This is a genomic window from Methylobacterium sp. B1 (assembly GCF_000333255.1).
Classification (GTDB): domain Bacteria; phylum Pseudomonadota; class Alphaproteobacteria; order Rhizobiales; family Beijerinckiaceae; genus Methylobacterium; species Methylobacterium fujisawaense.
The window spans coordinates 1-12,681 of record NZ_BACT01001085.1; the positions used below are offsets into that span (position 1 = coordinate 1).

12 protein-coding genes and 2 pseudogenes are annotated in these 12,681 nt (G+C 70.6%); 6 read left to right on the plus strand and 8 right to left on the minus strand.

All coding sequences use genetic code 11. The features are described 5' to 3' along the window. The 4 genes and pseudogenes from I53_RS30060 to I53_RS30075 all read right to left on the minus strand — a co-directional run. Window positions 1-956 (minus strand): annotated as a pseudogene (locus I53_RS30060) (cobaltochelatase subunit CobT); the annotation flags it as partial. 5 nt (window positions 957-961) lie between these two features. Then, entirely contained in the window at window positions 962-1,456 is a 495-nt protein-coding gene (locus I53_RS30065; RefSeq protein WP_043358071.1) for a DUF29 domain-containing protein, read from the minus strand. Between the two features lie 17 nt (window positions 1,457-1,473). Continuing rightward, window positions 1,474-2,457 carry a cobaltochelatase subunit CobS gene (gene cobS / locus I53_RS30070; protein ID WP_043358054.1) on the minus strand — a complete coding sequence of 328 codons (984 nt, stop codon included), beginning with the start codon at window positions 2,455-2,457 and terminating at the stop codon, window positions 1,474-1,476. Window positions 2,458-2,665: 208 nt separating this feature from the next. Beyond that, complete coding sequence (locus I53_RS30075) at window positions 2,666-3,292, minus strand: J domain-containing protein (RefSeq protein WP_043358056.1); 627 nt, start codon at window positions 3,290-3,292, stop codon at window positions 2,666-2,668. Between the two features lie 109 nt (window positions 3,293-3,401). Between I53_RS30075 and I53_RS30080 the strand changes: the two genes are divergently transcribed. Then, the gene (locus I53_RS30080; protein WP_043358058.1) at window positions 3,402-3,698 is read left to right on the plus strand and encodes a BolA family protein; all 297 of its coding nucleotides are present in this window, start codon (window positions 3,402-3,404) and stop codon (window positions 3,696-3,698) included. 169 nt (window positions 3,699-3,867) lie between these two features. Next, the gene (arfB, locus tag I53_RS30085; protein WP_043358059.1) at window positions 3,868-4,299 is read left to right on the plus strand and encodes an alternative ribosome rescue aminoacyl-tRNA hydrolase ArfB; all 432 of its coding nucleotides are present in this window, start codon (window positions 3,868-3,870) and stop codon (window positions 4,297-4,299) included. Window positions 4,300-4,323: 24 nt separating this feature from the next. Here the strand turns inward: arfB and I53_RS30090 are convergent, their stop codons facing one another. Both I53_RS30090 and I53_RS30095 read right to left on the minus strand, forming a co-directional pair. Then, a complete protein-coding gene (locus tag I53_RS30090; RefSeq protein ID WP_043358073.1) occupies window positions 4,324-5,118 on the minus strand; it encodes a YoaK family protein in 795 nt (264 codons plus the stop codon). 69 nt (window positions 5,119-5,187) lie between these two features. Then, entirely contained in the window at window positions 5,188-6,135 is a 948-nt protein-coding gene (locus tag I53_RS30095; protein ID WP_043358061.1) for a methyltransferase domain-containing protein, read from the minus strand. Window positions 6,136-6,203: 68 nt separating this feature from the next. Here I53_RS30095 and I53_RS30100 point away from each other — a divergent pair, with 68 nt between their 5' ends. From I53_RS30100 to I53_RS30115, 4 genes are all read left to right on the plus strand, one after another. Continuing rightward, window positions 6,204-7,262 carry a ligase-associated DNA damage response exonuclease gene (locus tag I53_RS30100; protein WP_043358063.1) on the plus strand — a complete coding sequence of 353 codons (1,059 nt, stop codon included), beginning with the start codon at window positions 6,204-6,206 and terminating at the stop codon, window positions 7,260-7,262. Continuing rightward, window positions 7,259-8,992, plus strand: coding sequence for a cisplatin damage response ATP-dependent DNA ligase (locus I53_RS30105; RefSeq protein WP_043358064.1), 1,734 nt, complete (start codon window positions 7,259-7,261; stop codon window positions 8,990-8,992). The genes I53_RS30100 and I53_RS30105 overlap by 4 nt, the downstream gene beginning before the upstream one ends. Then, a complete protein-coding gene (locus I53_RS30110; protein ID WP_043358066.1) occupies window positions 8,989-9,471 on the plus strand; it encodes a secondary thiamine-phosphate synthase enzyme YjbQ in 483 nt (160 codons plus the stop codon). Before I53_RS30105 ends, I53_RS30110 begins: the two co-directional genes overlap by 4 nt. A 211-nt stretch (window positions 9,472-9,682) precedes the next feature. After that, window positions 9,683-10,474, plus strand: coding sequence for a flagellar hook basal-body protein (locus tag I53_RS30115; RefSeq protein ID WP_043358075.1), 792 nt, complete (start codon window positions 9,683-9,685; stop codon window positions 10,472-10,474). A gap of 100 nt (window positions 10,475-10,574) precedes the next feature. Here I53_RS30115 and I53_RS30120 read toward each other — a convergent pair whose 3' ends face one another. Together I53_RS30120 and I53_RS30125 are read right to left on the minus strand one after the other, a co-directional pair. Beyond that, entirely contained in the window at window positions 10,575-12,110 is a 1,536-nt protein-coding gene (locus I53_RS30120; RefSeq protein ID WP_043358068.1) for an efflux transporter outer membrane subunit, read from the minus strand. Window positions 12,111-12,253: 143 nt separating this feature from the next. Next, window positions 12,254-12,681, minus strand: a pseudogene (locus I53_RS30125) (efflux RND transporter permease subunit); the annotation flags it as partial.

The following is a 12,681-nucleotide window of genomic DNA, read 5'->3' on the forward strand; positions in this document are numbered from 1 at the left end:
GGGGTGAACACCCCGTATTCGGGTCCACGCGCCTCGTTGCCCTGCGCTGGGGGCGGCCGCGAGGCTTCCGAGGCCTCCTCGGATTCCGCATCCTCCGCCTCTTCGGGCAGCTCGCCCGAGGGCGCATCGGCGGATTCCTGGGCGCCGTCCTCGATCTCGTCGGAGGCTTCCTCGGAGGTCTCGATCTCGGCGCGCTCGCCCTGGCTCTTCTCCTCCGAATCGCCCTCGCTCGGGTTCTGCTCCTCGTCCTGGGCGTCGTTCTCGTCGTCGTTCTCGTCATCCTCGGCGTCGAACGGCGTCTCGTCCGACATGTCGAGGGAGGTGAGGAGATCGCGCACCGAGCGGGCGAACTTGCGCTGGTCCTCGATCGAGCCGATCAGCCCGTCGAGATTCGGGCCGGCCTTGGACTCGATATGCTCGCGCCACAGTTCGACGATCTTGGTTGCAGCCTCGGGCGGCTTCTGGCCGGTCAGGCGCTCGCGCACCATCAGGGCGACCGCGTCCTCCATGGGGGCGTCGGCCCGGTCGGTGATGGTCTCGTACTTGCCGCCGCGGTGGTAGCGGTCCTCCAGCATCGCCGAGATGTTGCTGGCGACGCCCGCCATCCGGCGCGAGCCGATCGCCTCGACCCGGGCCTGCTCGACCGCGTCGTAGACTGCCCGGGCGGCGGCGTTCTCGGGGGCGAGGCGGCGATGGACGGCGACGTCGTGGCAGCCGAGCCGCAGCGCCATGGCGTCGGCATTGCCGCGCAGCACTGCGACGTCCTGCGCCGAGAGCTTGCGCGGCGGCTCGGGCAACCGGGCCTTGTCGCCGGTGAGCGCCGGCCGGTCGGTGGCGTAGGTGACCTCGACCTCAGAGCGCCGGGCGATGGCGCGCAGGCAGCCGGCCACCGAGCGCTTCAGGGGCTCGGCCACGGGTTCGCGGCGCTCGCCGGGCTTGCGGTTGGAGATGGACATGCGGGCTACCGGTCGACGTCGACTTCGAAGGGGCGATTCAGGATGTCGTCCCAGCTGTAGGGACACTCCGCGGGCAGGGTTTTGGGCGAGCGCCTCATCTGCCGGGCCGCCCCGAGGCGACCGAGGCGGAACCCGTCGCGCTGCACCTCGTCCAGGCTGGATCTCAACCTGGGGCTCTTCCGCAGCGGGATCAGGATGCGCTCACGGTGCTCGGCGATGCTGAGCGTCCAGCTGCGGCTGCGGCGTTCCGGCTGATGATCCCATTTCAGCATGTGGAGCAGGACGATCTCCACAGCGCTGGTGAGCCGGTGATATTCGCTCAAGCCCACGTCGCTCAGCTCCTCGGCGATGTTGTCGAGGTCGAGGGCGTCCACCCGGCCGGCGCGGAGCAACGCCACCTGCTCCTGAACCCAGCTATAGAGATCATCCGCGTAGCGCGTCCGCCCCTCGGCATGCGGAGCCGCCGGAGCGTCCTCGCGGGTCGGGGCCGGATGCGCCATCGCGTCCTCCATGCAGATCAGCTCAGCGCGACGTTCACCGCGCTCTCGGGCAGCTCCTTGCCGAAGGCGCGCTGGTAGAACTCGGCCACCAGGGTCCGCTCCAGCTCGTCGCACTTGTTCAGGAAGGTCACCCGGAAGGCGAAGCCGATATCCTTGAAGATGTCGGCGTTCTCGGCCCAGGTGATCACCGTGCGCGGGCTCATGACGGTGGACAGATCGCCGTTCATGAAGGCGTTGCGCGTGAGATCCGCCACCCGCACCATCCGGTTGACGATGTCGCGGCCCTGGTCGCTCCGGTAATGCGTGGCCTTCGAGAGCACGATGTCGACCTCGCGGTCGTGGGGCAGATAGTTCAGCGTCGTGACGATCGACCAGCGGTCCATCTGACCCTGGTTGATCTGCTGGGTGCCGTGATAGAGGCCCGAGGTGTCGCCCAGTCCCACCGTGTTGGCCGTGGCGAACAGCCGGAAGGCCGGGTGCGGGCGGATCACGCGCTTCTGATCGAGGAGCGTCAGGCGGCCCGAGAGTTCCAGCACGCGCTGGATCACGAACATCACGTCCGGGCGGCCGGCATCGTACTCGTCGAACACGAGGGCCACGTTGTTCTGCAGCGCCCAGGGCAGGATGCCGTCCTGAAAGGCGGTGACCTGCTTGCCGTCCTTCAGGACGATGGCGTCCTTGCCGACGAGGTCGATGCGCGAGACGTGGCTGTCGAGGTTAATGCGGATGCACGGCCAGTTCAGCCGGGCGGCCACCTGCTCGATATGGGTCGATTTGCCGGTACCGTGATAGCCGGTGACCATCACGCGGCGGTTGCGCGCGAAGCCCGCCAGGATCGCGAGCGTCGTCTCCCGGTCGAAGATGTAGTCCGGATCGAGATCCGGCACGTGCTCCTCGGGCTCGGCATAGGCCGGGACCTTGAGGTCGAGGTCGATGCCGAAGACATCGCGGACGGAGACGGTGCGGTCGGGCAGCGCGGCGGGCGTATCGTCAGAGAGCATTCGGAACCTCGTGAGGCGCGGTCGCTCCACTCCCTAGCAGTGGAGCATCCGCGCGAAAGGACGTCGAGCCGGGCCTCCGCGGCGGGGCGAAGCCATCCTTAGACGGCGACGCGCCCGGGCGCCACCGACCGGCATCGACCCCATATAGGGTCGCGCCGTGCGGATTGCCCTATCCCGGATGCGAACCGGCGTGCAGGGTTCGTGCCGGTCAGCAGAGTCCGGCTCCACGCAGCACGTCGTGAGCCCGGATGATGTCGCGCAGCCGCTCCTCGAACGACCGGTCGCCGCCGTTGGCGTCGGGGTGGAAGCGCTTCACCAGGATCTTGTACTGCGCCTTGATGGCGGCCGAATCCGCGCCTTCCTCGAGGCCCATCACGTCGAGGGCCCGGCGGACCGTGGCCGAGTGGCGGGGCTTGCGCGGCTCCTCGGGCTGACGCGCGCGCCGGCGGGCATCGCCGACGCCCTCGCCGCGCAGGATGCCCAGCGGATCGACATAGGCCCAGTCGCGGGCTGGCTCGTCCGCCGGTTTCGCCTGGCCGGTCCGGTTCACGCCCATCGCCCAGGTCGGGCGATGCCCGATGATCGCGTCCTTCTGATAGGCCTGGACGGCGGCATCGTTCATGCCGTCGAAGTAGTTGTAGGTCGCGTTGTAGGCGCGGACGTGGTCCATGCAGAAGCGCCAGTACTGGCCCTCCGCCTTCCGGCCCTTGGGCGCCCGGTACAGACCCGGATGGGTGCAGCCCGGACTCTCGCAGACGCCCTCGGCCGCGGCTTTCGGCTCGTCGCAGGACGGTTTGATCCGGATGCTGTCGAACAGGCGCGAGTTGAGATCCATGACGGGCCGATTATGAGGGGGCAGACCTGAGACACAAGGGCACCGGGCCTGATGACGCATGCGCGGGATCGGGCTTGACGGCAGCCCACGAACGCGACGCGAGGGCAGGATGACGGATGGTGTGGGCGCGGGGGGCACCCTGCGGGACTGGATGGAGACGCGGCTGCGGGAGCAACTCGCGCCGGCGCGCCTCGACGTGATCGACGAGTCGCATCTGCATGCCGGTCATGCGGGGGCACGGCCGGGGGGCGAGACCCACTACCGGGTCGACATCGTCGCGTCGGCGTTCGAGGGCAAGAGCCGCGTGGAGCGGCACCGCTTGGTGAACGCAGTCCTGGACGATGCGTTCAAGCGCGGTCTCCACGCCCTCGCCGTGCGCGCCCGCACGCCGGCCGAGGCCGCCTGACCCGGCCGCGCGGCCGCCCGCGGGCAGCCCTCGGTCCGCGCGGGTCGGTGGCGTGGGCGGGGCAGCGGATTGAGGGGAATGTGGTTATGGGGATACCCCTCTGCATCCTCCGCCCCGCGCCCGATACGCGGGCGCGGCGGCCGTTGACGATCCTGTCGGAGAGGCCGCCATGTCCCTGCGGGTGACGCCGCGCATCGCCATCGCGGAGGACGAGATCACCTTGTCCTTCATGCGTGCTTCGGGCGCGGGCGGCCAGAACGTCAACAAGGTCGAGACGGCGGTCCAGCTCCGCTGGCCGGTCCTGGATTCGCCCTCCGTGGACGACCGCGTGAAGGCGAACGTGGTGCGGCTCGCGGGGCGGCGCATGACCAAGGACGGCGTCCTGGTCCTCATCGGGCAGCGGCACCGGACGCAGGAGCGCAACAGGGCCGAGATCCTGCAGCGCCTCGTCGACCTCGTGGCCGAGGCCGCCAAGCCGCCGCCCCCGATCCGCCGGGCGACGAAGCCCACGAAGGGCTCCAAGGAACGGCGGATCGTCGCCAAGAAGAGCCGTGCCGTGATCAAGCAGGGCCGGGGCAGCTACCGGGATTCCGACGGCTGATCCCGCACCCGCCCCGGTGGGATCTCAGTGGATGGCGTCGATGACCTCGGCCTTCGGGCTGGCGTCGGGCGCCGGAGAGGAGCCCGCCACCAGCGTGCTGCCCGGCTTGGCGATGGTCAGCACGATCGCGATCAGCGCCAGGATGGCGGCGAGCGCCGCCGGGAACAGGAAGGCCGATTCGCCGTAGCGGATGTCGAGCAGGCCGCCCACCACCGCGCCGGTGCTGAGACCGGCCCAGAGCGGCGCCTGGATCCAGAAGGAGGGCGCCACCGTGCCGAGCAGCAGGTTGGCGCAGCCGGTGCCGAAACGCACCACGGCGCCGGTGACGTAGGTGAGCGCCAGCGAGCGGCCGCCCTCGTCCTGCAGCGTCGCGTTCTGAAGGCCCAGCGCCAGGACGATGGGATAGGCGTGCAGCGGATAGGCGAAGGTGCCCCACGGCATCAGCAGGCCGCCGGCGAGCAGCAGGGCCTGGAGCGTCAGCAGCACGGCGAGGCGCCAGCGCCCGACCCAGGCGGCGATCAGAGTCCCCAGGAAGGCGCCGAAACAGAACATGCAGATGGTGCTGGCGACGCGGGTGACGTTCTCCCAGTCGCCATTGGCCACCGCCACGCCGAAGCGGGTGGTGTTGCCCGACATGAACGACATGAACAGCTGCGAGAATTCCAGGAAGCCGATGGAATCGGCGCAGCCCGCGAGCGCGGCCAGGGCGATCGCGAACGGGATGCGGGTCCGCGGATCGGCCGGAAAGGACTTGTCGGCCGGCGGTTCTGGCTTCCGCTCCGGTGTCGCGCGGCCTGTCCTGTTTCCGTAATCCGCCATGCTGATCCCCCGATCGAGCGGCCGCGCCCATTCGCGGCCGACAAACAATGGACGAAGAGCCAAGCGGTTTCATGCCGATGTGCGGCGCAGCACAACGACGCGCCCCGGCACCGGCCGCCCACCCTCGCGCCGGATGTGGGCGGGACGCAGAGTCAGGATCTCCAGTCCGGCGCCGGCGGCCGTCGCCGCGATGTGGGCATCGGCATGGGCATAGCGTCCGTCCTTGCCCAGGACCGAGCCGGCACCGTCGTGGGATTGCACCGTGACGGCGCCGAGCCCGCCCGGTCGCAGGACCCGGCCGATCCCCGTCAGGAACGCGGCGAGGTCCGCCACGTAGATCAGGACGTCCGCGGCGAGGCAGAGATCGGCGCAGGCCTCCGGCAGGTCCGCCAGGGCGGCGGAGAGGTCGCCTTCGATCAGGCGGTCGTAGAGCGGCCGATCCCGCCACGTCTTGGCCCGCGCCATTGCCAGCATCCCGGGGGAGAGGTCGATCCCGGTGAGATGATCGACCCGGTCGCGCAGAACGGTGCCCATCAGCCCCGTGCCGCAGCCGAGATCGAGCGCGACCGGGAAGCGCTCCGGGACGCCCGGCAGGGCGTCGCGGACGCGTTGCGGGCCGACATAGCCCAGGCCCTCCACGAGGTGGTGCTCGAAACGCGGCGCGTAGTCGTCGAACAGAGCCCGGACATAGGCGGGCGACAGGACCGGGAGGCCGTCGCCGACACCCAGGCGGACGAGATGCGTGCGCACGCCCAGCCTGTCCTCCGGATCGATCTCGAGGGCGCTGGCATAGGCGCGTGCCGCCGCGGCACGCAGGGCCGGATCGGCGCCGGAGGCCGCCAGACCCTCCCGCGCCCGGCCCAGCAGGAGCCAGGCGGGCGCGTAGCGCGGAGCAAGGTCCAGGACCTGCTCGGCGAGGTCGGCGGCGCCCGCATGGTCGCCGTCGGCCAAGCAGGCCTCCGCGTAGCGATAGCGGCGATCGGCGAGGAGGTCGCCGGAACTGAGCTGCGAGGCCATGCGTCTGCCGGGTCGGGGGCGCCTATATATCGGGGCCACCGGCGGACTCCACCGGCTGCACGGACCCGATGCCGATACGCGCCAGCGATCTCCTCACCCTGACCCGCGAGGGTCTCTATTGCCCGCTCGGGCGCTTCCACGTCGATCCGACCTGGCCGGTGGAGCGCGCGCTGATCACCCACGGGCACGCCGACCATGCCCGCGCCGGCCACGGACAGGTTCTGGCGACGCCCGAGACCCTGCGGATCATGGCGGTGCGCTACGGCGCGGAGTTCTGCCGCCAGCGGCAGGAGGCGCCGCTCGGTGCGGCACTCCGCGTCGGCGACGTTACCGTGCGCTTCGCGCCGGCGGGCCACGTGCTCGGCTCGGCGCAGATCGCCATCGAACGGGACGGGGTTCGGGTCGTGGTCTCGGGCGACTACAAGCGGGCGCCGGATCCGACCTGCCTGCCCTTCGAGGTGGTGCCCTGCGACGTGTTCATCACCGAGGCGACCTTCGGCTTGCCGGTCTTCACGCACCCCGACACGCGGGGCGAGGTCCGCAAGCTCCTCGACTCGGCGCGGCTGTTCCCCGAACGCGCCCACATCGTCGGCGCCTACGCGCTCGGCAAGGCGCAGCGGGTGATGGCGCTTCTCCGGGAGGAGGGCTGGGACCGCCCGATCCACCTGCACGGCGCCATGGAGAAATTGACGACGCTGTACAAGGAGGAAGGGGTGCCGCTGGGCGACACGCCCAAGGTCGTGGCTGCCGAGCGCAAGGACCTGCAGGGGGCGATCGTGATCTGCCCACCCTCGTCGATCCAGGATCTGTGGTCCCGGAAATTCCCCGATCCCGTGACCTGCTTCGCCTCGGGCTGGATGCGGGTGCGCGCCCGCGCCCGCCAGAAGGGCGTCGAGCTGCCGCTGGTGATCTCCGACCATTCCGACTGGCCGGACCTGTGCCGCACCATCCGCGACACCGGTGCCGGCGAGGTCTGGGTCACGCACGGTCAGGAGGATGCGCTGGTCCATTGGTGCGGGACGCAGGGCATCAAGGCCAAGCCCCTCCACCTGCTCGGCTACGGCGATGACGGCGAGGCCGAGCCGGGCTCCGTCGAGGCCGGCTCCGGGACGGAGGCGGCGGCGTGAACGCATTCGCCCACCTCCTCGACCGCCTCGCCTACGAGCCGCGCCGCAACGCCAAGTTGCGGATGCTGCAGGACTACTTTTCGCGCACCCCCGATCCTGAACGCGGCTACGCGCTCGGCGCCATGACCGGCACGCTGAGCTTCCGCGAGGCCAAGCCGGCGCTGATCCGCGGACTCGTCGAGGAGCGGATCGACCCGGTCCTGTTCCGGCTGTCGCACAACTACGTCGGGGATCTCGCCGAGACGACGGCGCTGATCTGGCCCGTCCCATCTCTCTCCCCCCCCGCAGAGGCGGGAGGGGATGGGGCCGCCGGGATCGGCCACAACAACCCGCCGCCACCGAGCTTGGCCGAAGTCGTCGAGACGCTCAGCACGATCCCCAAGCGCGAGCTCTCCCGTCACCTCGCCGGCTGGCTCGATGCCCTCGACGAGACCGGGCGCTGGGCGCTCCTGAAGCTCGTCACCGGCAACCTGCGGGTCGGCGTCTCGGCGCGGCTCGCCAAGACGGCCGTCGGCGCCTTGGGCGGCCACGAGGCCGATGCCGTGGAGGAGGTCTGGCACGGGCTGACCCCGCCCTTCGCGACCCTGTTCGCCTGGGTCGAGGGCCGGGCCGAGCGGCCCGAGACCCTGAATCCCGCCCCGTTCCGGCCGCCGATGCTGTCGCACCCGATCGAGGAGGAGGCCGACCTCGAGAAGCTGGAGCCCGAGGCCTTCTCGGCCGAGTGGAAGTGGGACGGCATCCGCGTCCAGCTCGTCGGCGGCCCCGACCGGGCGGGTCAGCAAGTCGGAAAGGTCTATTCCCGCACCGGCGAGGACATCACCGGGGCGTTCCCGGATCTCGCCGAGGCCATCACCTTCACGGGGGCGATCGACGGCGAATTGCTGATCCTGCGCGAGCGGCGCGTGCAGAGCTTCAATGTCCTCCAGCAGCGCCTGAACCGGAAGGCGGTGACGGCCAAGCTCCTGGAGGAGTTTCCCGCCCATGTCCGGGCCTACGACCTCCTCACCCTCGCGGGCGAGGACCTGCGGGCCGAGCCCTTCGAGGCCCGTCGGGAGAAGCTGGAGGCGCTGGTCACCCGCCTCGACCACGCCCGGATCGACATCTCGCCCCGTGTGCCCTTCGCGGATTGGGCGGCGCTCGCGGCCGCCCGGGCGGATCCGGCCTCGGTGGGGGCGGGCGAGGATGCCGACGCCATCGAGGGCGTGATGCTCAAGCGCCGGAACAGCCCCTACCTGCCGGGCCGTCCCAAGGGACCGTGGTGGAAGTGGAAGCGCGAGCCGCACATCGTCGATGCCGTGATGATGTACGCCCAGCGCGGGCACGGAAAGCGCTCGTCCTTCTACTCGGACTACACGTTCGGGGTCTGGCGGGCGGCGCCCGAGGGCGGCGACGAGCTGGTGCCGGTGGGCAAGGCCTATCACGGCTTCACCGACGCGGAACTCGCCAAGCTCGACCGCTACGTCCGCAACAACACCACCAAGCGCTTCGGCCCGGTGCGCGAGGTCGCCCATGGACGCGACGCCGGGCTGGTGCTGGAGATTGCCTTCGAGGGCGTCCAGCGTTCGACCCGGCACAAATCGGGGGTGGCGATGCGCTTCCCCCGGGTCAGCCGCATCCGCTGGGACAAGCCGCCCGCCGAGGCCGACCGGATCGACGTGCTGGAACGGATCCTCGCTCGCGGCGAGCGCGAGATCGCGCCGGGGGCGACCCTGATGGAGGAGACCGGATGAGACGGGGAAACACCAGGGCCGGCACGATCGGTCCGGTCGAGGCGCTGGCCTCCGGCGCCGTGGAGCGCCACGCGAGCGGGCGCCTCACCATCGCAACCGCGGGGCCGGGCTTCACGGATTTCACCGCCGCGGTGGCGGCCTTCGTGCGCGGCAGCGGCATCCGGGACGGTCTCGTCACGGTGTTCTGCCGGCACACCTCGGCCTCGCTCACCATCCAGGAGAATGCCGACCCCGACGTCCAGACCGACCTGATGACCGCGCTGGACGGGTTCGCGCCGCGGCAGGCCGGCTACGTCCACGGCGCCGAGGGACCGGACGACATGCCGGCCCATATCCGCACCCTGGTCACCGATTCGGCCCTCACCATCCCGCTGGTCGACGGAACGCTGGCGCTCGGCACGTGGCAGGGGATCTACCTGATCGAGCACCGCGACCGGCCGCATCGGCGGGAGATCGTGCTGAGCGCCCTCGGGGCCTGACGCCTCCACGGTCGCCGCAGGTGGAGCGAAGCGACCCGGGCCAGTGCGACCGGATCAGGCTCGCTGCGGCGGGATTGCGGCGCCCCGCTACCCCCGACGCCCCCGGGCCGGCTCAGCAACATGTGTAAACACACCGTCGGTTAACCATAGTGCACGCCTATGGGTCGTCGTCGGATCGGGAGCCGTGCCGCTCCGGCGAATGGAGACCCCGATGGGCCTTTTCACCGCGCTCTCGAATTCGATTTCCGGCGCCTCGGCGCAGTCGCTGGCCCTGAACAACATCTCGGGGAACATCGCCAACACCCAGACGGCGGGGTTCAAGTCCACCGAGACGAGCTTCGCCGACATGTTGGCCGAGACCGATCGCAGCACACAGCTGGCCGGCGGGGTGTCGCCGGGCACGCGCAACAGCCTGAACATCCAGGGTACGGTGCAGTCGACCGGCGTATCGACCAATCTCGCCATCTCGGGCAACGGCTATTTCATCGTCCGGAAGAACACCGGGACGACCCAGAGCCCGAGCTTCACCGGGGATACCGGCTACACGCGACGCGGCGACTTCGCACCGGACGCCAGCGGCTATCTCAGCAACGGTGCGGGCTACTACCTGTTCGCCGGCCCGTCGGCGACCGCCCCCGTCCAAGTCCCCACCGGCGCCAATACCCTGTCGAGCCTCACGGTCTCGCCGGCCGGTACGCTCACCGGCACGGCCGCGGATGGCAGCTCCGTGGCGCTCGGCTCGCTGCAGCTGGCGCAGTTCGGACTGCAGGACAATCTCGCTTCCCTCGACGGGGGGACCTACGTGGCGACGGGTCAGTCGGGCACGCCGAGCTACGGCCTCAACGGCGCGACCATCGCGGCCGGCTCCGTGGAGCAGTCGAACGCCAGCATCTCGGATCAGTTCTCGAAGATGATCGAGACCCAGCAGGCCTATACCGCCAACACCAAGGTCATGAGCACCACCGACCAGATGCTGCAGGACGCCATCGCGATGTACACCTGACGCGGTAGCGGGGCGGCCCGAGCGGTCGTCCAGGATCAGGGTGGCCCCCGGGACGGGGGCGAATGTCAGGACGCGGTCGGTCACGATACGGGGCAACCGGTCACAGGAACTTCAGCGGGTCCTTCTCGGGCGGGGGCGGCGCCACGTCGGCGCGGTTCCACCAGCCGCCGCCCAGGGCCACGAACAGGGCGGCGGTGTCGGCGTACTGCGTGGCGCGCGCCGCGGCCGAGGTGACCAGCGCCGAGAGGTAACCCTGCTGGGCGATCAGCACCTGCGAGGAGGTGATCGCCCCCGCCGTGTACTGCTTGCGGATCAGCCCCAGGCTCTGGTTCGTGGCGCTCACCGCCGCGTCGGCGGCGGCCACGGCCTTCGCGTCGGCCTGGAGCGCCCGCAGCGCGTCGGCGACGTTCTGGAAGGCGGTGATCACCGTCGCCTTGTACTGCGCCTGCGCCACCGTCAGCGATTCCTCGGCGGCGCGCTGCCGCCGGAACAGGGTGCCGGCATCGAAGATCGGCGCCGTCGCCTGCCCGATGATCGTGAAGAACGCCGCCCCCGGACTTGTGACCTGAGCGATCCGGGTGGCGCTGGAGCCGCCCGTGGCGGTCAGGCTGAATTGCGGCAGGCGGTTCGCCACCGCGACGCCCACCGTGGCGCTCGCCTGCTGCACCAGGGCCTCCGCCGCCTTCACGTCGGGCCGCTGCTGCACGAGCCGCGAGGGCAGGCTCACCGGGAGCCGCGTCGGCAGGCGCAGGGCGGCGAGGTCGAAGGTCTCGGAGACCTCGTCCGAGGGCAGGCGCCCGGCCAGCGCGGTGAGCAGGTTGCGCTGCTGCGCGAGCGCCTTCTCCAGCGGAGGCAGCAGCTGCTGCGACAGCGCCAGCGCCGCCTGCTGCTGCACCACGTCGGCCCCGGCAATCTGCCCCAGGGAGAGCTGCTTGTTGTAGAGCTGCAGCACCTCTGTCTGCGCCTGGATCACCTTGCGGGTCGCGTCGATCTGCGCCCGCAGGGACGCCTCCTGGATCGCGGCGGCGACCACGTTGGCGGTCAGGCTCAGATAGGCCGCCTCCAGCTGGAAGCGCTGGTTCTCGGTGGTGGCCTCCAGGGACTCGATCTGCCGGCGGTTCCCCCCGAACACATCCGGATTGTACGAGACCACCGCCTGCGGCGTGGAGAGGCTGTAGAGATACTGGTTCTGGTTGTTGAGGGGCGATTGCAGGTCGAGGCCGGGCGCCTGGGCGCCCTGGATCTGCGGGGTCGCGGTCAGGCTCGGATAGAGCGTGCCCTTCTGGGCCAGCACGTTCTGCTGCGCCACCCGCAGGGAGGCCTGCGCGGCCTCCAGCGTCGGGTTGTTGGCGAGGGCCTGCTCCACGAGGCGGTTCAGCGCCTTCGAGTGGAACAGGGTCCACCACTGGCCGGGGATGTCGGCGCCGGAGACGAAGCTCTGGTCGGCCGAGCCGCCCTGCCGGGTCCGGATCTTGTCGGCCGCGGAGGGATTCTGCAGCGGTTCCTTGGTGTAGCGGCCGACCGGCGGATCCTCGGGCGGCACGAAGTTCGGGCCGACCGCGCAGGCCGACAGGCACAGGGAGGCCGCCAGCACAGCGGCTGCCCGTCTGCACCGTCCCGGCGCAAAGTCCACCATCCCGCCCCCGAAAACCCCACCTCGGTAGAGCGGCGCGGACCGCATCCAAGTCAATGCAGCTGTCCCCTGTTGGCGCCCGCGGGGATGCCGTTGTGGCGCCCCTGCAACGGGCAGAGCCCCCGCCCGTGCGGTCGTGAACCGGCTCACGCGGCGGCCCGATGCGCGGACCGGGCCTGTGCGTCCGGGTTCGGGTGCCGTCGGGAGAACAGGGAGATCAGCACCGGCACGACCACGAGGATCAGGTTCGGCGCCAGGATGATGCCGCCCACCACCACGAGCGCCAGCGGCTTCTGCACCTGCGAGCCGATGCCGGTGGAGACCGCCGCCGGCAGCAGGCCGACGCAGGCCGCCACGCAGGTCATCATCACCGGGCGCATGCGCACCACGGCGGCGTGCCAGACCGCCTCCTGCCGCTTCCAGCCTTCGTCGAGCAGCTGGTTGTAGTAGGCGAGCAGGATCACGCCCTCCATGGTCGAGATCCCGAACAGCGCGATGAAGCCGATCGCCGCCGAGATCGAGAACGGCGTGCCGGTCAGCGCCAGGGCGAGATGCCGCCGATCATCGCCATCGG